The organism is Flavobacterium sp. M31R6 (genome assembly GCF_013284035.1).
Classification (GTDB): Bacteria; Bacteroidota; Bacteroidia; order Flavobacteriales; family Flavobacteriaceae; genus Flavobacterium.
Genome location: NZ_CP054141.1, coordinates 433,550 through 457,242 on the forward strand (window position 1 = coordinate 433,550; position 23,693 = coordinate 457,242).

15 protein-coding genes are annotated in these 23,693 nt (G+C 33.2%); 12 read left to right on the forward strand and 3 right to left on the reverse strand.

What is annotated here, in order from left to right; translation table 11 throughout:
* Positions 1 to 62 precede the first annotated feature (62 nt).
* Positions 63 to 1,658 (reverse strand): S8 family peptidase, encoded by a 1,596-nt coding sequence (locus HQN62_RS01805; protein ID WP_173503094.1) that lies wholly within the window; start codon positions 1,656 to 1,658, stop codon positions 63 to 65.
* A gap of 213 nt (positions 1,659 to 1,871) precedes the next feature.
* On the opposite strand from HQN62_RS01805, the gene HQN62_RS01810 reads away from it, so the two are divergent.
* From HQN62_RS01810 to HQN62_RS01825, 4 genes are all read left to right on the forward strand, one after another.
* Positions 1,872 to 7,706, forward strand: a complete 5,835-nt coding sequence (locus HQN62_RS01810; protein ID WP_173503095.1) for a T9SS type A sorting domain-containing protein — start codon at positions 1,872 to 1,874, stop codon at positions 7,704 to 7,706.
* Positions 7,707 to 7,710: 4 nt separating this feature from the next.
* Positions 7,711 to 8,415: a glycoside hydrolase family 78 protein gene (locus HQN62_RS01815; RefSeq protein ID WP_173503096.1), complete on the forward strand. Its 705-nt coding sequence runs from the start codon at positions 7,711 to 7,713 to the stop codon at positions 8,413 to 8,415.
* Positions 8,416 to 8,698: 283 nt separating this feature from the next.
* On the forward strand, positions 8,699 to 12,841 hold the full coding sequence (locus tag HQN62_RS01820) for a T9SS type A sorting domain-containing protein (protein ID WP_173503097.1): 4,143 nt from the start codon (positions 8,699 to 8,701) through the stop codon (positions 12,839 to 12,841).
* Positions 12,842 to 12,971: 130 nt separating this feature from the next.
* Positions 12,972 to 14,279, forward strand: coding sequence for an NCS2 family permease (locus tag HQN62_RS01825; RefSeq protein ID WP_173503098.1), 1,308 nt, complete (start codon positions 12,972 to 12,974; stop codon positions 14,277 to 14,279).
* A gap of 66 nt (positions 14,280 to 14,345) precedes the next feature.
* Here the strand turns inward: HQN62_RS01825 and HQN62_RS01830 are convergent, their stop codons facing one another.
* A complete protein-coding gene (locus HQN62_RS01830) occupies positions 14,346 to 15,203 on the reverse strand; it encodes an MBL fold metallo-hydrolase (protein ID WP_173503099.1) in 858 nt (285 codons plus the stop codon).
* Between the two features lie 264 nt (positions 15,204 to 15,467).
* Between HQN62_RS01830 and HQN62_RS01835 the strand changes: the two genes are divergently transcribed.
* The 5 genes from HQN62_RS01835 to sufD all read left to right on the forward strand — a co-directional run bounded on the left by HQN62_RS01835 (position 15,468) and on the right by sufD (position 19,924).
* Entirely contained in the window at positions 15,468 to 15,797 is a 330-nt protein-coding gene (locus tag HQN62_RS01835; RefSeq protein ID WP_077374886.1) for a HesB/IscA family protein, read from the forward strand.
* A gap of 80 nt (positions 15,798 to 15,877) precedes the next feature.
* Positions 15,878 to 17,326, forward strand: coding sequence for a Fe-S cluster assembly protein SufB (gene sufB / locus HQN62_RS01840; protein WP_173503100.1), 1,449 nt, complete (start codon positions 15,878 to 15,880; stop codon positions 17,324 to 17,326).
* Between the two features lie 7 nt (positions 17,327 to 17,333).
* On the forward strand, positions 17,334 to 17,822 hold the full coding sequence (locus tag HQN62_RS01845; RefSeq protein WP_173503101.1) for a flavodoxin family protein: 489 nt from the start codon (positions 17,334 to 17,336) through the stop codon (positions 17,820 to 17,822).
* A 37-nt stretch (positions 17,823 to 17,859) separates the two neighbouring features.
* Positions 17,860 to 18,606 carry a Fe-S cluster assembly ATPase SufC gene (gene sufC, locus HQN62_RS01850; RefSeq protein WP_173503102.1) on the forward strand — a complete coding sequence of 249 codons (747 nt, stop codon included), beginning with the start codon at positions 17,860 to 17,862 and terminating at the stop codon, positions 18,604 to 18,606.
* A gap of 1 nt (position 18,607) precedes the next feature.
* Positions 18,608 to 19,924, forward strand: coding sequence for a Fe-S cluster assembly protein SufD (sufD, locus tag HQN62_RS01855; protein WP_173503103.1), 1,317 nt, complete (start codon positions 18,608 to 18,610; stop codon positions 19,922 to 19,924).
* A 97-nt stretch (positions 19,925 to 20,021) separates the two neighbouring features.
* Here sufD and HQN62_RS01860 read toward each other — a convergent pair whose 3' ends face one another.
* Entirely contained in the window at positions 20,022 to 21,371 is a 1,350-nt protein-coding gene (locus tag HQN62_RS01860) for a serine hydrolase domain-containing protein (protein ID WP_173503104.1), read from the reverse strand.
* A gap of 184 nt (positions 21,372 to 21,555) precedes the next feature.
* Here HQN62_RS01860 and HQN62_RS01865 point away from each other — a divergent pair, with 184 nt between their 5' ends.
* From HQN62_RS01865 to HQN62_RS01875, 3 genes are read left to right on the forward strand one after another with little or no spacing between them, the layout of a single operon-like run.
* Entirely contained in the window at positions 21,556 to 22,770 is a 1,215-nt protein-coding gene (locus tag HQN62_RS01865; protein ID WP_173503105.1) for an aminotransferase class V-fold PLP-dependent enzyme, read from the forward strand.
* An 11-nt stretch (positions 22,771 to 22,781) separates the two neighbouring features.
* Positions 22,782 to 23,213, forward strand: coding sequence for a hypothetical protein (locus tag HQN62_RS01870; protein WP_173503106.1), 432 nt, complete (start codon positions 22,782 to 22,784; stop codon positions 23,211 to 23,213).
* Complete coding sequence (locus tag HQN62_RS01875; RefSeq protein ID WP_173503107.1) at positions 23,210 to 23,629, forward strand: SufE family protein; 420 nt, start codon at positions 23,210 to 23,212, stop codon at positions 23,627 to 23,629. The genes HQN62_RS01870 and HQN62_RS01875 overlap by 4 nt, the downstream gene beginning before the upstream one ends.
* Positions 23,630 to 23,693 lie beyond the last annotated feature (64 nt).

The following is a 23,693-nucleotide window of genomic DNA, read 5'->3' on the forward strand; positions in this document are numbered from 1 at the left end:
GTTATTTAAAATAAAAAAATGGAAGAGCCAAAAACTCTTCCATTGGATTAATAGTAGTTAAATTATTTTTTAGACATTTTTTCGGCCATCAATAATGCGTTGTAAGCATTTACCATTTTTGCTGATTTTGATGATTGAGTCGATGAAACGGGTACAGGTTTTTCATTAGGATTTGGACTTTCACCCAAAGCAACCATTGCAGGAAGTGGTGTTCCAGAATCCATCAAGATTTGCTTCACTTGCTTGGCCGATAATTTTGGGTAATACGAACGAATCAAAGCAGCTACCCCGGCTGCATTTGGTGAAGCCATAGAAGTACCTTGTTCGTATTTGTATTTGTTATTTGGAACCGTTGCATAAATTTCAGTTCCAGGAGCATAAACATCAACGTTGATTGTGCCATAATTTGAAAAATCTGCAATTACATTTTCACCATATTTATTATTCAAAGCGCCAACAGTCAACACATTAGAAGCGAATTCTTTTTTATTGTCTTCAGAGTCATTTGGGAAGTTTATATTTTCGTCCAAGTCAATATTATTTCCGTCATTTCCTGCTGCATGTACAAATAAAACATCTTTCTTTTCGGCATATTTTATAGCATCAAAAACCCATTGTTTGTGTGGCGAATAACTCTTTCCAAAACTTCCATTAATTACTTTAGCACCATTATCTACAGCATAACGAATTGCCAATGCAATATCCTTGTCATATTCATCTCCATCTGGAACTGCTCTAACGGCCATAATTTCCACATTATTGGCAATTCCGTCACCACCAATATTATTGCCTCTTACCTGTGCTATAATTCCAGAAACGTGAGTCCCATGAAGAGCTTCTTCTTTGTCTGGGCCATAAACAGTGTTGTTACCGTATTTGGTATCTTTAATATCTTCTGGATTGTCACCTACCGCTTTTCTACCATCTAACTCTTTGTTCAAATTATAGTTAAGCTGTCCGTAAACGTATTTTGAGTAATCTTCAATTTCGGCTCTGAAAGTAGGCCCGGCATTGGTCAAGATGCGAGTCATAATCGTTTTACTTTTATTCAAATCGGCATCCGTAGTAACTATTCCGTTCAGATCTTCAATGGTATAATTTTCTTTATTCAAATGCTTTTGAATGGCTTTATCAGTAGCAATCAAGAAATCTACCTGCTTCTTGTCTTTCATCGCCTTATCGTATTTTTCATCATAAGCCGCCAATGCGCTTTTGTAGGTTGCCGAACCGTCATCACCCTTTTTTATAATACGGGTCATCTCTAGAGTTTCATGTAAATCATTCCCTAGAAAATTCCAACCATGAATATCATCGATATAACCGTTTTTATCGTCATCGATTCCGTTTCCGGCAATCTCTTTTTTATTGGTCCAAATCACTGCTTTCAAATCTTCGTGGTCAATATCAACTCCGGAATCCACAACACCTACAATCACTTTGACTCCTTTTTTACCTTTAAGCAATTCGGCATAAGCCTTATCCACGCTCATCCCCGGAATACTGTCTTTGGCCAAATCCAAGTGTGACCATCTTTGCAATTCAGGTTCACTTAGTTCTCCTTTTTTACCAATATAGTTGGTGGCAGTTTGCGCATTGGCCGAAAGACAAAAAGACAAAGCCGCAAGTAATGTCAATGACGTTAAATTTATTTTTTTCATATGTAGAAGTTTTCCAGTTTTACTAATTTATTTCAAAAATAGTGGAAGTAATTTAGATATTAAGCAATCATTAACGGTTTTTTAGGATAATATGCCTCTGTATAGGAATTTTGTTAGAAAAAATAAAAGGCGTAGGATATTCTTAAAAAATATTGTAAGAAAATAAATTAAATTTTGTACTCTTGCATTGCCTTATAACTAAAGCCAAAATCTATGAAAACAAAATTACTTATTTTGCTATTTTTAGCATCATTATCTACTTATGCTCAAACCAATTTGGTTCCCAATGGTGGATTTGAAACTTGGACGAATAGCACCACATTATCCAACTGGACGATAGAAAACAGTGTCACCCAAAACACTTCTTCTTACATTGAAGGAAGTAAGAGTGCACAACTGTCTATCGCAAACAGCACCACTAAACCAAAAATCACTGCTCTAGTACCAATGACCGCAGGAACTACTTATACTGTAAAATTTAAGTATAAGTATGTTACTGGTAACTATAGCGGTCAACATCCGATAAGTTTAAACATCAGTCAAAACGGCAGTGCAACAACACTATCCAGTAGCACTTTTGCAACAGACAACAATTGGACCGTAAAAGAAACCACTTTTACACCAGACCAAAACCTGTCTTATGATTTGAGTATTTCGTTATATACTTTTGATGCAGCAGCATTCAATGTTTTGATTGACGATGTGCAAGTGTACGTTCAAGGAACAGAACAATATACAACTATTCCAGATGTGAATTTTGAGAACAAGTTGATTGCAATGGGGATTGATTATGGAGCTGCAGACGGTAAAGTACTAACCAACAGCATCAATAAACTAACTTCCCTGAATATTTCTTCAAGCACAATAAGTGATTTGACAGGAATTCAGGATTTTGTGGCTTTGAAAATTTTACATTGTGATAATAACAAATTAACCAGTTTAGATGTGTCTAAAAATGTGACTTTAACCGAACTTTATTGTTACTCCAATAAATTAACCAGTTTAGATGTGTCTAAAAATGTAGCTTTAACTGTTCTTATTTGTAGAGCAAATTCAATACCAACTCTAGATATTACTAAAAACATTCAATTGCAATCTTTAGATATTGCATTGTATGCTTATGGCACAATGGGCGGTGGTCCAACAGGAAAGTTTACTTCTATAGATTTATCGCAAAACACAGGATTAACAAGTTTTATTTGCGACAACAATCCTATTACAACATTAGATTTATCTAAGAATTTAGCGTTAACATATTTATCCTGTGCAACTACAAAATTAACTGCTATAGATCTTTCTAAAAATGTAAATCTAAAATCATTAAATTGTCAATCAAATTCAATTAGCAATTTAGACATTACCAATAATATTGCTCTTACCGAATTAATTTGTAGAGGAACCTTATTATCAACTATTGATGTTACTAAAAATATAGCATTAAAATATTTAGAGATCGCTCATTATCTTAGTTTCACTAGTGGCAGTGAAATGGGAAAGATAACATCTATAGATTTGTCCCAAAATATAGCTTTAACAAGATTTATTTGCGACAACAACCCAATTACTGTATTGGATCTTACCAAAAATGTGAATCTAACATCACTATCATGTAGATCAAATTTTTTAAACAGTTTAAATCTAAAAAACGGAAAAAACACTTTATTAACATCTATAGATCTTTCATTAAATCCTAACCTAAGATGCATTACTGTTGATGATGTTTCCTATTCAAACAACAATTGGGCAAATAAAAAAGATTCTTTTGCTTTTTATTCTCCTTTTGTCTGCTCGACCATTACAAAAATTCCAGATGCAAAATTTGAAGACAAACTTATAGCACTTGGAATAGATACCGATGGTAAAAATGGTATTGTATTAAATTCGAGCATTGCAGCTATAACTTCACTAGATGTATCCAATAGTTCCATTGGCGATTTAACAGGGATACAGGCATTCACGGCTTTGACAACTTTAAATTGTTCCGGAAATTTATTAAAAAAAGTAGATGTTTCAAAAAACACTGTAATCGCTACTTTAAATTGTATTAATAACCCAAACCTAATCTGTATCCAAGTGGCTGATATAGCAGCAGCTGCAAACTGGGCTACAACCAAAGATACAACAGCAAGTTTTAGTCTAGATTGTACCATTTTTACACTTATCCCTAACGCCAAATTTGAAGACAAACTAATCGCTTTAGGTATAGATAGAGATGGTAAAAATGGAAAAGTAGCTACTGAAAGCATAGCTTCTTTAACATCACTAGATGTTTCATATAGTTCTATTGCTGACCTAACGGGGATTCAGGATTTTGTGGCATTGAAAACTTTAAATTGTGATTATAATGAATTAACCAGTTTAGATGTTACAAAAAATAAGGCTTTGACTAATTTGTATCCTTCTAGAAATCAGTTGACGACTCTAGATGTTTCTCAAAATCTTGCTTTAGTTAATTTACAATGTTGGAATAATCAAATAACTTCTTTGGATGTTTCTAAAAACATCGATTTAACTTCTTTAGGTTGTAGCACAAATAAACTAACGACATTAGATATTTCTAAAAATGTAGCTTTGACTTATTTTAATTGTTACTCAAACAGATTGACTAACTTGAATCTAAAAAATGGTAAAAACACTTTATTGAATGATATAACTCTTTCATCCAATCCAGATTTAAGGTGTATTGCTGTTGATGATGTTTCCTATTCAAATACCAATTGGGCTAATAAAAAAGATACTACTGCATTTTATTCCGCTTATGACTGTTCAACAATTACAGCAATTCCAGATGCTAAATTTGAAGACAAATTAATTGCATCAGGTATTGATACAGATGGCAAAAACGGTTTTGTATTAAATTCAAGTATAGCATCTATCAGCACATTGGATGTATCTAATGGTTCTATTGCCAATTTGAAAGGAATTGAAGGATTTACTGCATTGACAACTCTTAATTGTTCCGGAAATTTGTTTGTCAAAATAGATCTTTCTAAAAACGCTTCAATTACAACCCTAAATTGCTCTAATAATCCAACATTGGTTTGCATACAAGTAGCTGATGTTACAGCCGCTTCCAATTGGGCTACTACCAAAGATGCAACAGCTAATTTCAGTCTCGATTGTACTATTTATACACTAATTCCTGACTCTAAGTTTGAAGACAAACTAATTGCATTAGAAATAGACAAAGATGGTAAAAATGGTAAAGTGACTACTGAAAGTATTTCGAAATTAACAAGTTTGGATGTATCAAATAGCTCTATTGCTGACTTAACAGGTATTCAAGATTTTGTCGCATTGAAAACTTTAAATTGTTACAATAATAAATTAACAAGTCTAGATATTTCCAAAAATGTAGCTTTGACTTATTTGTATTGTTATTACAATCAATTAACAACACTAGACGTTACCAAAAATTCATCTTTGACTGTATTAGAATGTTATTCAAATAAATTACCTGAAATTAATGTTTCTAATAATACTTTATTACAAAAATTAGATTGTAGTGCAAACTTAATGTCAAGTTTAGATGTAACAAAAAACACAGCATTAGAATATTTATCAATTTCTTATTTCCCTAAAAATACAGGGGCGTCAGGAAAAGGGAAATTCGAATCGATTGATGTTTCAAAAAACATAGCTTTAAAAACACTTTATTGTCAGCAAAATAAAATAAAAGTATTGGATGTTTCCAAAAACATAAATTTAGAATATTTAAAATGTTCGGAAAATTATATAACAGACTTAAATGTTTCCAATAACATTTCTCTGGGAAATCTAGAATGTGATGTTAATCTATTAACCAATATCGATGTTTCAAATAACAATTTATTAAATTATTTAAGTTGTGATAGCAACAAATTAACAAGATTAGATGTTTCTAAAAATCTACAGTTAAATATTTTGGGATGTCGTGCCAATCAATTGAGAGATTTAGATTTATCAAAACACACTAAACTAAGTCAATTATTTTGTGACTATAATCAATTAAAAAGTTTGAATCTTAAAAACGGAAATAATCTTAAATTAGGCTATTCAAATTTTCAAAATAATCCTTATTTAAGTTGTATTGAAGTAGATGATATTACTTTTTCAAATTCTAATTGGAAAAATTACAAAGATTCTAGTGCAAATTACAGTAATAATTGTGCTAACTCAACTTTAATACCTGACCCCAAGTTTGAAGATAAATTGATTGCCTTAGGCATTGATACTGATGGAAAAAACGGTAAAGTTCTCACAGCAAATATTACTACTTTAACCTCTTTGGATGTATCAAATGTTGGGATTTCAGATTTAACAGGAATTGAAGATTTTACATCATTACAGAGTTTAAGTTGTAACAATAATGAGTTAACAAAGCTAAATCTGTCTTATAATCATAATCTAGAGAGTTTAAATGTTGCTTTTAATAAATTATCAATGTTAAATTTAGTGTACAATACTAAACTACAACTGATTCATTGTAATGACAATTTATTTAGAACACTTGATTTTTCTAAGAATACAAACTTGACCGAAATCTATTGCCCAAACAACAAACTAGTTTCACTAAATTTAAAGAATGGAAACAATACAGTTAATAATGGACCAAGTATCAAAAATTTTACCAATAATCCAGATTTAAACTGCATACAAGTTGATGATGTCAATTATTCCAATACAAACTGGTCTTTTTATAAAGACGCTACAGCGAGTTATAGTTTCGACTGTGCCTACTCTACGGCAATTCCAGATGCTATGTTTGAAGACAAATTGATTGCATTGGGCATTGACACTGATGGTAAAAACGGAAAAGTTTTAACTGGAAGCATAGCATCTGTAAGCTCACTTGACGTTTCTTCAAGTTCGATCACTGATTTGACAGGAATACAGGATTTTGTGTCTTTGACTACTTTAAAATGTAACAACAACCAATTAACAGCACTTGATGTGTCTAAAAACCTGGCTTTGATTACTTTAAATTGTTACGCCAACCAATTAACTTCAGTAGATGTTTCAAAAAATTTGGCTTTAGTTAATTTATATATTAGTAATAACAAATTAACTATTCTAGACGTTTCAAAAAATACAGTTTTGACTACTCTCTCTTGTCAAACCAATAAATTAACCTTTTTGGATGTTTCTAAAAATGTGGCTTTAATAATAATGCAATGTCATTCAAACAACCTTTTGGCTTTAAATCTTAAAAATGGTAAAAATACTTTAATCGATAAATCAACTTTATCTCTTTATAATAATCCAAACTTATACTGTATTTTGGTAGATGATGTGGCATATTCTAATACCAATTGGGCAACTAATAAAGATGCAACTGCCTCTTTTAATAGTGTAGAATGCAAAGCATTGTCATTGCCTGTAAACAATTTCAACGTTGAGTCAAAAGGGGAAACCTGCCTTAACTCTAATAATGGAGAAATAAATATTACAGCTACTGCGACTTTTGGATATAAAGCAAAAATAAATGCAGGCTCTTATTCTTTTACCAATAACAGTTTAAAAGTTCCAAATTTAACTCCCGGAACCTATACTATTTCCATTACTATTCCTAATGAAACATTCGAACAAAGCTTTACGGTAATTATTCCTAAAGGAGCAACAATTACTGGAAAATCGAGTGTTGCAGCTAATAAAGTTTCTGTAGAAATTACTGAAGGAACTGCTCCATATACTGTTTTTGTAGATGGTGTAGAACAATTTGAAACCACTGATTCTAACTTTACTGTAGATACCAAAAAAGGAGGTTTATTGCAAGTAAAAACCGCAAAAGCCTGTGAGGGAATTTATGCCAAAGATATTGCCCGCTTAGATGGAGCGATTTCTGCTTATCCAAATCCAACTTCAGGAAGTTTTGAAATTGAATTACCAACTGCTAAGAAAGAAGTGGTTATAACCTTATACACTTTGGATGGTCAAATGATTTCAACTAAAACCTATACTGTAGAAAACGGTAAAGCGCAACTTTCTCTTGAAAATCAAGCTACAGGAATTTATGTTGCCAAAATTGAGTTAGACACTCCAGACTATCTAAAAATTATAAAAAATTAAAAAAATGAAGAATTTTATATACCTATCAATCGTTGGTCTTTTATTTATTTCTTGTAGCGGAGGTGGGGATGATCCAGCACCTACTCCCACTCCAGAAGTTAAAAATGTTGCTCCAACAATACCTACATTGGTTACTCCAACGGATAACAAATTATGTGTAGATAATACAGTTGCTTTTCAATGGAATACTGCTACCGATGCAAACAAAGATGCTATAGTCTATCAAATTCAAATCGCTAAAGACAATACATTTTCACAAATTGTAAAAACGGCTGAGTCATCTACTGCAGCTCAAACTATTGCATTAGAAAAGAACACAGCCTATTATTGGCGAATTAAAGCAACCGACAGTAAAGGATTATCGAGTGATTATTCGGCTACATACAAATTTTATACTTCGGGTGATGCTATAGTGAACCACTTGCCTTTCTCTCCAGAAATAGTAGAACCGGCTATAAACACAGTTTTGAACACAACTACAGTCGCTTTAAAATGGAATGCAACAGATGTAGATGCAACAGATGTTTTGACTTATGATGTATATTTTGGAACTAGTAATCCTCCGACCGATAAAATAAAAGAAAATGCTACCTCAAAAACGCTTGATGTTCAATTAGAACTTGCCAAAGAATATTTTTGGAAAGTAGTTGTCAAAGACAATAAAGGAGGAGAAACTGTTGGACAAGTTTGGAAGTTTAAAACCAATTAACTTCTTAAAAGCACAAAAAAATTACTCTTAAAACGCCCCCATTTTTCATTCATTTGAAAATGGGGGTTTTGTTTTTATTGGAACATAGTATTTCTATTCTCCATTCTCTTTACTATTTTTATAATCCTAGCGATTTATAGTCGTTGATGTTTTCCAGTTTTAAACTTGTAAAGAAATATTTTCAAAAAAATAAAAAACGTAGGATATTCCGAAAAATTAATGTAGGAAAGTTAATTAAGTTTCGTACTCTTGTATTTGCCTTACAACTAAAGCCAAATAACCTATGAAAACAAAATTACTTTTATTTTTAACGCTATTCTCACTGATCATTAACGCACAAAACAATTTGGTTCCCAATGGGGATTTCGAAAATTGGACTTCTTCCTCACAGCCTGATAATTGGTTCCGGTATTTCAGTGGTTTTGTCTCACAAAGTACTTCGGCTCAAAATGGTTTATCAAGCACCAACATGATGATTGCTGATGGAACATTTAATTACATCAACAGTGAATATTTTCCAGTTGTGGCCAACAAAACCTACCGTATTACTTTGTATCACAAATTAGTTTCGGGCAGTTTTTCTGCTATTGACCTTAGTTTATACCACAAACCTGGTGCTTTTAAAGAGGAAATCATCAAAAAAACAGACGCTACATTTTCTAATAGTGAATGGAGACAAGTTGAATTTGACTACACTCCTGCGGTAAGCGAAAATATAGAGGTAGATATTTGGACTACCGGAACGTTAAATTCAGAGATTCTGGTTGACAATGTTTCTGTGATTGATGTAGCGACAATTGGAGCGCAATACACACTAATCCCCGATGTAAATTTTGAGAACAAATTAATTTCCTTAGGTATTGATTCTGGTGTGACTGATGGAAAAGTGCTAACCAGCAATATTAACACATTGACTTCATTGAATGTTTCCAATAGTTCTATTTCCGACTTAACCGGAATCCAAGATTTTGTGGCATTACAATCGTTAGATTGTCAAAAAAATAATTTAACTTCTTTAGACCTTTCTAAAAACGGTAATTTAATAGAGGTGAATTGTACTACAAACAAATTAACCAATTTCATCAATACCAGTAATCTAGGTTTGACGCATTTATACTGCTCTTCAAATCAATTAACTTCGCTTGATGTTACTAAATATATCGCATTGACAAATTTATATTTTAGTTCCAATAAGATAACTTCCATTGATGTTTCATCAAATAATCTATTAGTGAAATTATGGTGTAATTCAAATTTACTTACTGAATTGAACATCACAAATAATACATCCCTAATTGAGTTAAATTGTGCAACAAATCAATTAACCAATTTGAATGTTACAAAAAATACCGCATTAACAAAACTCTATTGTTACTACAATCAAATAACAAGTTTAGATGTCACTCAGAATATTCAATTAGAATGGTTTATGTGTCATTTTAATCAACTTACATCGATTGATATTTCAAATAATCCAAAACTAGATTTGTTTGATTGTTTAAATAATAAAATCACAAGTCTTGATATTTCAAAAAACCCATTGATCACAGAATTAGCTTGCGAAAACAATCAACTAACGTACTTAAACCTTAAAAATGGTGCCAATACAATTTTAGATCTGACTTATTCTAATTTTGTAAATAACCCTAACCTAAAATGTATACAGGTTGATGATGTAAATTATTCTAATGCCAATTGGACAAGCATAAAAGATGCAAATGCTACCTATAATATAGACTGTACAGCATATACATTGATTCCCGATGTGAACTTTGAGAACAAATTGATTGCACTTGGTATTGACTCGGGAGTTGCCGATGGAAAGGTACCTACTGCTAATGTGGACAAACTAACTTCTTTAGATGTTTCGTTAAGTTCAATTTCTAATTTAACTGGAATTCAAGATTTTACGTCTTTAAAAGAACTAATTTGTACCGCTAACTATTTAACAACACTGGATATTTCTAAAAACTCGGCACTACTTAGTTTACAATGTAATGTCAATAAGTTATCTGCTTTAGATCTATCAAAGAACTTGTCATTAGAAAGTTTAAAATGCTCTCATAATCATATAACTTCATTAGATGTTTCGAATAATCTTTCCTTAACGACTTTAATGTGTGACACGAATCAACTTACAGATCTAGATGTTTCCAAAAACCTTGCATTATCAGTCTTAATATTTGATTATAATAAGTTAACCACGATAGATGTTTCTAAAAACAAATCATTAAATACGCTTGGTTTCTCTTTTAATAATTTAACTGGTATAGATGTTTCAAATAATAATAATCTTGGTTTCTTAAACTGTCAATCAAATCAATTTACTGACCTAGATATCTCACATAATTTGCAATTAGGCACCTTATATTGTAATGACAATCAAATAACCTCATTAGATGTTTCCAAAAATGGCTCTTTAGGTTATTTGTTTTGTCAGAATAACAAGTTATTAGATTTAAATTTAAAAAATGGAAACCAAACTCATTTCGCAAATAACTATCTGAATTTTACCGGAAATCCAAAGCTAACTTGCATCCAAGTTGATGATGCGATTTATTCTAATGCAAATTGGAGCTCAATTAAAGACGATACTGCAAATTTTAATACAGACTGCTCTACCTCAAATCTATATACTTATATATCCGATGTTAAGTTTGAGAACAAGTTGATTTCTCTCGGTATCGATTCTGGTGTTGCAGATGGGAAAGTTCTGACCGCAAACGTGGACAAACTCACTTCATTGGATGTTTCGTCAAATTCAATTTCAGATTTGACAGGTATTCAGGATTTTGTCGCTTTGACTAATTTGAATTGTTCTCAAAATGAATTGACTACTCTCAATACTTCTAAAAATCTGGCACTAATTAGCTTAGAATGCAGTAACAATAAATTATCTACTCTAGATGTGTCTAAGAACTTATCTTTGGAAAGTTTAAGATGTTCTGCCAACAATATAACTTCTTTAGATATTTCAAATAATCTATCTTTGGAAACTTTAGCTTGCAACACAAATCAACTTTCTGATTTAGATGTCTCCAAAAACCTTTTGCTTATCGAACTATTTTTTGATTATAATAAAATATCCTCTATTGATGTTTCTAAAAACTCCAAATTAGGCGCTCTAACTTTCTCTTCCAATAATATAACCACTATCGATGTTTCAAAAAACAGTTCGCTTGGATTTTTAAACTGTCAATCAAATCAACTTACAAATTTAGATCTTTCTCATAATTTAATATTGAACTCTTTATTTTGTAATGACAACCAAATAACCTCATTGGATATTTCCAAAAATAATTCCGTCGTCTTTTTACTTTGTCAGAATAACAAATTATTAAATCTGAACCTAAAAAATAATGGAAACAAAGCTCTTTTCGATACTAGGTTTTTGAATTTCACAGGAAATCCGAACTTAACTTGTATCCAAGTCGATAATATCGCTTATTCAAATACCAATTGGGCAAATTTAAAAGATATTACAGCTAATTATTCAACAGATTGTAATCTTGTTTACACACTCATTCCAAATTCAAGTTTTGAACAAAAACTAATTGATTTAGGAATTGACACAGATGGTTTAAATGGAAAAATTTCTACTACTAGCATCGAATCAATTACCTCTTTAGATCTTTCAAATACTAATATTAAAGATTTAACCGGAATTGAAAACTTCACAGCTCTAAAGTATTTTACGGCTAACGGTACTAACTTAACGTCCGTAGATTTTAGCAAAAACCTGATGCTTCAATATGTCTCCATTAGTGGAAATAATCTAACAAGCTTAGATGTCTCTAAAAACACAAATCTTTCAGAATTAGATTTTAGCAACAATAAAGTAATGCAAATAGATCTTTCTCAAAATAAAGAATTAACAGTTTTAAATGCGCTAGGAAATCAATTGACCACGCTTGATATTTCACAAAATCCAAAAATAAAATCGCTAAATGTTGAGTTTAATCAACTGACATCATTAAATCTACAAAATGGAAATAATGCTAATTTTGTGTTAGCAAAACCTACTAATAAAATATCCCAAACGGTTGTGTACACCAGCTTTTCAAACAACCCAAATCTTTCGTGTATCAAGGTTGACAATGTAGCCTATTCCAATCAAAATTGGAGTCAAATAAAAGATGCAACAGCTACCTATTCCTCAACTTGTTCCAAATTAGGAATCGAAGATTCAGTTTTTGACAAAGTTGCAATTTTCCCAAATCCAACCAAAGGAGAATTACACATTGATAATATTGTGCTTGAAAAAGTAACCGTTTATGATGCTTTAGGGAAATTAATAAAAACAACAACATTTACTTCAGGGGCCAAAGACCATACAATACATTTAGAGGGTCTCCCTAGGGGCATTTACTATATCTATTTAGAAAGCGAAGGAGCCAATACTGCCAAAAAAGTCATAGTGAAATAGTTTATCATTTATAGTAATCAATAACCCCCATTTTTCATTCATTTGAAAATGGGGGTTTTATTTTTTATTGTAAATTTGAGTTCTTCGGGAAAACAATTATACGTTTCAGCAGCAATAAATCCAAGACCACATGGGCAAAATACAAGATTACTTTAAAATAAAAGAACGTGAAACTTCAGTAAAGCAAGAAGCTCTTGGTGGTTTGGTTACTTTCTTGTCTATGGCTTACATTATTTTTGTAAACCCAAACATACTGTCCATGACCGGTATGCCAAAAGAAGCACTCATTTCGGTGACTTGCATTGCAGCCATTTTTGGAACTTTGTTAGTTGGAATTTGGGCCAAAGTCCCTTTTGCAATGGCTCCCGGTATGGGACTAAATGCCATGTTTGCCTTTACACTGGTTTTGGGACAAGGGGTTTCCTGGCAAGATGCTTTGGGAGTTGTTTTCTTATCTGGAGTATTTTTTACAATAATATCCTTTTTTGGAGTTCGTCATAAAATCGTAGAAGCCATTCCTCCCTCCTTGCAGGTGGCTATGGGCTGTGGTGTTGGTTTTTTTATTGCCTTTATTGGGTTCAAACAATTAGGACTTATTGTGGCTCATCCAGACACTTTAGTAACATTAGGCAAATTTACTCCAGCTGTTGTAATTGGTTTACTTACCCTTTTTATCACTGTGATCTTAGAAATTTACAAAGTAAAAGGAGCCATCTTGATTGGAATCCTAATAGGAACTTGCTTAGGAATTGGATTTGACCCCAATGTACATTTACCAACCCACGTTTTTTCGTTACCACCATCCATTGCTCCTATTTTTGGGCAATTAAATATTTTGGGAGTCTTAAAATTAAGTTTTGCCTCAGCCATCTTCTCTTTCCTTTTTGTGAGCTTGTTTGATTCTATTGGAACTGCAATAGCCTGTTCGTATGAGGCAAATCTGGTTGGCAAAAATGGTAAAATGCCTCATCTCAAAAAAGTATTGGAAGCCGATGGTATTGCAACTATGTGCAGTGGAATTTTGGGCACAAGCAACACAGTGGTGTTTATTGAATCGGCTACAGGAATTGCCAATGGAGCCAAAACCGGATTAAGTTCGGTATTTGTGGCGTTATTTTTCTTTTTAGCCTTATTTTTCTCTCCTATTATCACAATCGTTCCTGCTTATGCAACCGCACCTGCTCTAGTTCTGGTTGGAATCTATATGTCCAAACATTTATCCAGAATCAATTTTACTGATTTACATATAGGTGTTCCAGCCTTTTTAACCATGATTATGATGCCTCTCACTTATAGTATCAGTAATGGAATAGCTTATGGATTTGCCTGCTATATTATCTTGGCTTTATTTACTAAAAACACCAAAGAAGTAACTCCAATGATGTGGGGTGTTGGTATATTTTCAATCCTAAGCATTATAATTGCACAAATGAAATAACAAAAGAAATCCCCATTTTCATCGATTTGAAAATGGGGATTTCTTTTGGCTCACTTATTTTGGATTTTAAAAAATATCCGAACAACTAAATACCTCTTTCAATCTCACTCCTTTTTCGGTATATTGAACTGTTATGATTTCGTTATGTGCATCGTGTTCCAGAAACAAGTAGTAATTGTTATCAGCGGCTGCGTTCAAGAATTTTGATTTCTCGGGCATAGTCAATAATGGTCTCGTATCATATCCCATGACATAGGGCAAAGGCAGATGTCCAGCTGTTGGCAATAAATCCGACATAAAAACAATGGTTTTATCTTGGTACTGAATATGTGGAATCATTTGCTTCTCGGTATGACCATCGGCATAAAAAATTCCAAATCCCAATTCGTTTGAAACTGCAAAATCGCCATCAGGTTTTGCAATAAAATGCAATTGACCACTTTCTTGCATCGGCAAAATATTCTCTGACAAAAAAGAGGCTTTCTCTCTGGCGTTCGGTTTTGTCGCCCACTCCCAATGATTTTCGTTGCTCCAGAATTTAGCATTTTTAAACGCCGGTTCATAACCTGTTTTGTCCTTGTTCCATTGTACACTACCGCCGCAATGATCAAAATGCAAATGCGTCATAAAAACATCGGTAATATCATCGCGATGAAAACCGTATTGAGCCAATGATTTGTCCATAGAATGAGTGCCCCAAAGCGAGTAATATCCAAAAAACTTGTCGGATTGTTTGTTTCCCATTCCAGTATCAATCAATATTAATCGGTTTCCGTCTTCAATCAACAAACAGCGGGCGGCAATATCTATCAGATTGTTTTCGTCGGCAGGATTGGTTTTGTTCCAAATGGTTTTGGGTACTACACCAAACATTGCCCCACCATCGAGTTTAAAATTGCCTGTTTCTATTGGATAAAGTTTCATTATTATATTTTATATGTTTAAAGAGAACCTGCAATTTAGCAAAATCCAATGGCTTAATTCTACCATATATAACAAATTTCTATTTTGGCATTAGTTATATAAATGTTATCACTTATGGGAAAAAGCATTTTATATAGTATCTTTGCAGTTAATTTAGACGAAATAAAGATAGCGCATAAATGAGCTTTACAGAATTATGTTCTCTTTTTAGAGATTCATTTTAAGCCATTTATGTCAAAAACACAAAACAAATACTACTAACAAATGATACAAGTTTCTGATACTGCCAAAAAGAAAATCATCGATTTGATGAAAGACGATGGTTTCGATGCCGCTGTGGACTACGTGAGAGTCGGCGTAAAAAGCGGTGGATGCTCTGGTTTGTCTTATGATTTGAAATTTGACAAAACTAAAGGCGAAGACGACAAAATTTTTGTTGACAACGATATCACAATCGCTGTCGAAAAAAAATCATTCCTTTATTTAGCAGGAACTATATTAGAATTTTCTGGAGGATTAAACGGGAAAGGATTTGTTTTTAACAATCCAAATGCTAATAGAACTTGCGGTTGCGGGGAATCATTTTCACTTTAGTCAAAAGGACAAATTCATAAAGTTGAAAGACTTACAATGACTTTATCACTTTAGACTTTAATACTTTTAAGACAAAAAATATGTCAAAATACACCGAAGACGATTTAAAAATCGAATTAGAAACTAAAGAATACGAATACGGATTTTATACTCAATTAGAGTCGGAGACGTTTCCTATTGGTTTGAATGAAGATATTGTTCGAGCTATTTCTAAAAAGAAAGACGAACCACAATGGATGACCGATTGGCGCATTGAGGCTTTTCGTGCTTGGGAAGAAATGATCGAGCCAGAATGGGCAAACGTTAAGTACCAAAAACCGGACTTTCAAGCCATTTCTTATTACTCAGCTCCAAAGAAAGCAGATCCAAACAAAACATTGGACGATGTTGATCCTGAACTTTTAGAAATGTACAAAAAGTTAGGTATCTCTATTGATGAGCAAAAAAAGATGAATAATGTTGCCATGGATATCGTGGTTGACTCAGTTTCTGTAGCTACAACATTCAAAAAAACATTAGGCGAAAAAGGAATTATCTTTATGAGTATTTCCGAAGCCATCAAAGAACACCCTGAATTAGTTCGTAAATATCTTGGTACTGTTGTTCCACAAAAAGACAACTTTTATGCGGCCTTGAATTCGGCTGTTTTCTCAGACGGATCTTTCTGCTATATTCCAAAAGGCGTTCGTTGCCCAATGGAATTATCTACTTATTTTAGAATCAATCAAGCTGGAACTGGACAATTCGAAAGAACACTTTTGGTTGCAGACGAAGGCAGTTACGTTTCTTACTTGGAAGGATGTACAGCACCAACCCGTGACGAAAATCAATTGCATGCTGCAGTAGTAGAATTGATTGCTTTAGATGGTGCCGAAATTAAATATTCTACTGTTCAAAACTGGTATCCTGGAAATAAAGAAGGTAAAGGCGGGGTTTTCAATTTTGTAACCAAAAGAGGATTCTGCGAGAAAAATGCAAAAATCTCTTGGACACAAGTAGAAACAGGATCTGCAATAACTTGGAAATATCCTTCTGTTATTTTAAAAGGAGACAACTCAATTGGAGAATTTTATTCGATTGCAGTTACCAATAATTACCAACAGGCTGATACTGGAACCAAAATGATCCATTTGGGTAAAAACACCAAATCAACCATTATCTCTAAAGGTATCTCTGCAGGAAAATCACAAAACAGTTATAGAGGTTTGGTTCAAATTGGGGCTAGAGCAGAAAACGCCAGAAACTTTTCACAATGTGATTCACTGTTAATGGGGAATCATTGCGGAGCACATACTTTCCCTTATATCGAAAGCAAAAATCCAACAGCAAAAGTAGAACATGAAGCTACTACCAGTAAAATTGGTGAAGACCAAGTTTTCTATTGCAACCAACGTGGAATCCCAACCGAAAAAGCAATTGCACTTATCGTAAATGGTTTCAGTAAAGATGTGTTGAATAAATTACCGATGGAGTTTGCCGTAGAAGCACAAAAATTATTGGAAATTTCGCTGGAAGGTTCTGTAGGATAATATCAATATGGGAAACAGAAAAGTTATTATTGTTGGGTCTTCTAGAAGCAACGGAAATACATCAAAAATAGTTGATAAAATTTCTCTTCAAATAAATGCAGATGTGATTGATTTAAGAGACTATTCTATTTCTTATTATGATTATGAAAGTCAGAATGTCACAGATGATTTTTTGCCTTTAATAAAATCGATACTAGAAAAATATGATACTTTAATTTTTGCCACTCCAGTATATTGGTACACAATGAGTGGTATAATGAAAGTGTTTTTTGATCGATTCTCTGATTTAATTAGAATAGAAAAAGAAACAGGAAGAAAGTTAAGAGGTAAAAATATGTTTGTAATTTCAAATTCTGATGAAGATAAATTAGATTATGATTTTTATTTACCCTTTCGATTATCAGCAGATTATTTAGGCATGACATATTTAGGAGAAAAACATTTTTCCTACCAAACAATAAAAGATCAAGAACATATAAATAGTATTTTGTCATAAAGAGAATTTAGAATTCTTTTAAAATTAAAAAAAACAAATGTTAAGTATAAAAAATTTACACGCCTCTATTGGAGACAAAGAAATATTAAAAGGGATAAACCTTGAAGTAAAAGCAGGAGAAGTTCATGCTATAATGGGACCAAATGGTGCTGGAAAAAGTACCCTTTCGGCTGTAATTGCCGGAAACGAAAACTACGAAGTAACTGATGGAGAAGTAATTTTGGATGGAGAAGATCTTGCAGAATTAGCTCCAGAAGAAAGAGCTCACAAAGGTGTTTTCCTTTCATTCCAATACCCAGTGGAAATTCCAGGGGTTTCGGTTACCAACTTCATGAGATCAGCAATCAACGAAACTCGTAAAGCTAAAGGTCAAGATGAAATGCCAGCAAATGAAATGCTGAAATTGATTCGTGAAAAATCAGAATTATTAGAAATCGACAGAAAATTTCTTTCTCGTTCCCTTAATGAAGGTTTCTCTGGTGGAGAGAAAAAAAGAAATGAAATTTTTCAAATGGCAATGTTAGAACCAAAACTAGCTATCCTTGATGAAACCGATTCTGGTCTTGACATTGATGCTTTAAGAATTGTTGCCAATGGTGTAAATAAATTGAAAAGCGATAAAAATGCTGTCATTGTAATTACACACTACCAAAGATTATTGGATTATATCGTTCCTGATTTTGTTCACGTTCTTCACAACGGAAAAATTGTAAAATCTGGTGGAGCTGAATTAGCACATGAATTAGAGGAAAAAGGATACGATTGGATTAAAGGAGAAAACTAAGATGGAGCTTAAAGAAAAATTACTATCGTCTTTTATGGCTTTTGAAGAGCGCGTCGATGTTCATTCGGAACTTCACAATGTGCGAACTGCAGCCATAAAAAACTTCGAAAATAAAGGATTCCCAACCAAAAAAGAAGAAAGTTGGAAATACACTTCGCTAAATGCTATCTTAAAAAATGATTTTAGCGTTTTTCCAAAAACAGAAAATGCCATTCAATATAGCGATGTAAAAAAGTACTTTTTACACGAAATAGACACCTACAAAGTAGTTTTTGTAGATGGTGTTTTTAGTTCCCATTTATCTTCGACTACTCACGACGGCATCGATGTTTGCTTAATGTCATCGGCATTAAACAAACCAAAATATAAAATGATTATTGATACTTACTTCAATAAGATTGCAAGCAAAGAGGAAAGTTTAACTTCTTTGAATACGGCTTTTGCCAATGAAGGAGCCTACATCAATATTCCAAAAAGCAAAGTTGCCGACAAGCCTATCGAGATCATGTATTTCTCTACAGGAAGCGAAACTGCACTTTTGGTTCAGCCAAGAAACTTGATTATTGTTGGTGAAAACTCACACGTACAAATCATAGAACGTCATCAAAGTTTGAACGAAAATCCAGTTTTAACCAATTCGGTCACCGAGATTTTTGCTCAAAAAAGGGCCATTGTGGATTATTATAAAATTCAAAATGACAACCTGGAAGCCAATTTGATTGACAACACTTATGTTTCCCAAAAACAGGAAAGTCACGTTTCGGTTCACACTTTCTCTTTTGGAGGAAACTTAACCAGAAACAATTTGAATTTCTACCACTTTGGAGAAAGATTGACTAGTACCTTGAACGGAATCACTATTATTGTTGATAATCAACACGTTGATCACTATACATTAGTGAACCACGCAACACCTAATTGTGAAAGTTTCCAAGATTACAAAGGAATCTTTAACGACCGATCCACAGGAGTTTTCAACGGAAAAGTATATGTGGAAAGAGAAGCTCAAAAAACAAACGCTTTTCAAAAAAGCAATAACATTCTGTTGAGCGACAAAGCAACCATTAACGCTAAACCGCAATTGGAAATTTTTGCAGATGATGTAAAATGTTCACACGGTTGTACTATTGGGCAACTAGACGAAACTGCTATGTTCTATATGCAACAACGCGGAATTCCTAAAAAAGAGGCCAAAGCATTATTAATGTACGCTTTCTCGAATGCCGTTATCGAAAACATCAAAATACCGGAATTAAAACAACGAATCACCAAAATTATTGCCATGAAATTGGGCGTTAAAATTGGATTTGATTTGTAATTTTTAACCGCAAGGTTTGCAAATATTTACGCAAAGAGCGCAAGTATAATATTTATACTTTGCGCTCTTTGCGGTTTTTCCCTTGTGTCCTTTGCGGTTAATCTTTCTTCACACTCCCGACAATCCCTTTTAACAAACTATTAAAATCAAATTTAGAATCACCAGTTAAACCCATTCTGACAATGACCAAATCCTGTGATGGAATAATAAACACTTTTTGTCCCTGAAAACCATTGCAGGAATACAAATCTCTTGGAGCATCTGGATAGAAGCCTCCAGCATTGAGCCAAAATTGTGCACCGTATTTTCCGTTTGAAGTATTTGTTGGCGTTGATACATATTTCGACCAACTTGCATCAAATATTTGTTCACCATTCCAATTGCCTTTATGCAAATACAGCAATCCTAATTTGGACCAATCCCTTGTCGTTGCCCAGCCATAAGACGAACCAACATAATTCCCTGCCATATCGCTTTCAATTACCATCGAATACATTCCGATTTTATCAATTAAAGCCGAATACCAAAAATCCAAATATTCCCGGTGCGTTTTGAACTGCTTCCGCAAAATTCCCGAAAGCAAATTGGTTGTTCCAGAAGAATAATTCCAATGTGTGTTTGGTTTGAATACTGCTGGTTTTATCAATTGAGATTGTGTCATATCTTTGTCTTGAAAAAGCATCTTTGTGGCATCACAGATTCTGTCATAATATTCATCCCATTCCAAACCGGAATTCATATGCAATAAATCATTGGTCGTAATGTATTTTCGATTGTCATTTTGCCATTCGGCAACAGGTGCAGGTTTGTAGATATCAAATCGCCCTTGCTTTTGAAGTATTCCAAAAAGCGTCCCCGTAATGCTTTTGGTCATAGACCAACCCAAAATAATACTATTTTTCGTAAAACCATCAGCGTATTTCTCAGCAATAATCTTGTCTTTGTAAATAACCAAAACCGAACGCGTTCTTTTCTCATCCTCCCCTTTGGCATCAAAAGCATTGGCGACAGCCTGATTCAATTTGGCATAATCCACATTGGCAAAAACCGTGTCTTTAGGCTCTGCATCTCCATAAGGAAAAGGAAGTTTACTGCTTGATTTAGTTCTTTTTGGAATTTCATACGGCTTCGTAACATCAAAACCATCATTGATTAATGTAGCTCCCAAACCTTCCCTGTAAATTGCTTTTCGCTTTTTTAAACCAAAAACATTCGATGTCACAAATCTACCCGATTCATTGATTTCATTGGTCGCCCAACCTATCACATCAAAATCATTATCGCTTTTTTCGATAATCTCCTGTGAACGATGGTCAATAAAATGGGCAGAAGTCACACTTTTGGCCGAAAATCCGGATATCACTTCTAGCTTGGGATAAGTGGCAAAACCAAAATAAACCAAAAACAGAAAAAAGATAAAAACACCTATTTTAAAATACTTTTTCATAATGAAAGATAATTCTACCAATTTAGTAAAAAAAGTAATACTAACTCCAAACAATTAAATTCCTTATCAGTTTAGCAACAACACTGTTCGCTTTAATACTATTTTTACAATTATTAACTATTGTTTCTTAGAAAACTAAATCAATTGTATTACTTTTGTATTTAGAAAAATTCTAAATAAAGCAATGTTAGATATTCAAAAAATAAGAGCCGACTTTCCTATTCTTTCACAAAAAGTAAACGGAAAGCCTTTAGTATATTTCGATAACGGAGCCACTTCACAAAAACCGCAAGTGGTTATTGATGCAATTTCAACCTATTATCAAGAAATAAATGCAAATATTCATAGAGGAGTCCATACATTGAGCCAGTTGGCGACAGATGCCTATGAAGTTTCCCGTGCAAAAATCCAAAATCATATTAATGCTAAATTCCTTCACGAAGTACTTTTTACTTCTGGAACTACTTTTGGCATCAACTTAGTGGCCAATGGATTTGCTTCGATTCTAAAACCAGGTGATGAAGTGTTGGTTTCAGCATTGGAACACCACAGCAATATTGTGCCTTGGCAAATGTTGTGTGAAAAAACAGGAGCCACACTCAAAGTCATTCCGATGAATGAAAATGGAGAATTGATAATGAGTGAATACGATAAGCTGCTTTCTCCAAAAACCAAAATCGTAACGGTTAACCATATTTCGAATGCATTGGGAACTATCAATCCAATCAAGTATATGATTGACAAAGCACACGAAGTTGGAGCTGCAATTTTAATTGATGGTGCACAAGCTGTACCACATTTAAAACCAGATGTTCAGGCTTTAGATTGTGATTTCTATGTTTTTTCGGGACATAAAATGTGTGGGCCAACAGGAACAGGAGTTTTATACGGAAAAGAAGCTTGGTTGAATAAACTTCCTCCTTATCAAGGTGGTGGCGAAATGATTAAAGAGGTTACTTTTGAAAAAACCACTTATGCCGATTTACCACATAAATTTGAAGCGGGAACACCCAATATCGCTGGTGGTATTGTTTTAGGAACTGCGATTGATTATATGAATGAAATTGGTTTTGAAAATATTCAGAAGCAAGAATTGGAATTATTGGATCACGCCACCAAGCGATTATTAGAAATAGACGGTTTGAGAATTTTTGGTACTTCTGAAACAAAAACTTCGGTAATCTCATTTAACATTGATGGTATTCATCCGTATGACATTGGAACCATCATTGACAAATTGGGAATCGCAGTAAGAACGGGTCACCATTGCGCGCAACCTATTATGAATTTCTTTGGTATTCCAGGAACGATCCGAGCTTCATTTTCTTTTTACAATACTAAAGAAGAAATTGATTTAATGGTCGAAGCAGTGAAAAAAGCCCAAATGATGCTATCTTAAAATAAAAAAGTATGAAAATTATAACACTCTTGTTTTTGACGCTAATACTTGGGAAAAACTGCCAAAGTCAAAATAATATGGATTTAAGTACAGCAAAAATTGAGTACACGGCCAATTCAAGAGGATTGTATAATAACACCGTTATAGAAAATAAAACAGTGTCCGTTACCAAAACAAGGGATGGGAAACCCGTTTCAAATTCCCTCACCGATACCGAATTGAATGCTTTGATAAATGAATTTCAAAAAGTAAATCTGGAGGAAATTCCGAGTTTGAAAGCACCTACCGAAAAGCGTTTTCATGATGGAGCGGCAATGGCTAATTTGAAAATAACATATAAAGGAAAAACCTACGAAAGTCAGACTTTCGATAATGGATATCCTCCTGAAAAAATAAAGAACTTAGTAAACACAATACTATCCTTTTCAAAAAAAGTAGAATGACAATAAAAGAAATACAAAACGAAATTATAGATGAATTCTCCATGTTTGACGACTGGATGCAGCGTTATGAATACATTATTGATTTAGGCAAAAATCTTCCTTTAATTAAGGAAGAATTCAAAACTGACAATAACTTAATCAAAGGATGTCAATCCAAAGTATGGTTGCAAGGAGAACAAAACGATGACAAAATCATCTTTACAGCCGATAGCGATGCGATTTTGACCAAAGGAATTATCGCTATTTTGATCCGTGCTTTTTCAAACCAAAAAGCAATTGATATATTAAACGCAGATACGGATTTTATTGATGAAATCGGTTTGAAAGAACATCTTTCACCAACAAGAGCGAACGGTTTGGTTTCGATGATAAAAAATATTAAAATGTACGCATTGGCATTCGATGCTAAGAAATAGACTTTTTTTAACCATATAAGAAATATAAGTTCATTTAAGTAATAGAAAAGAATTAGCTTTGTCT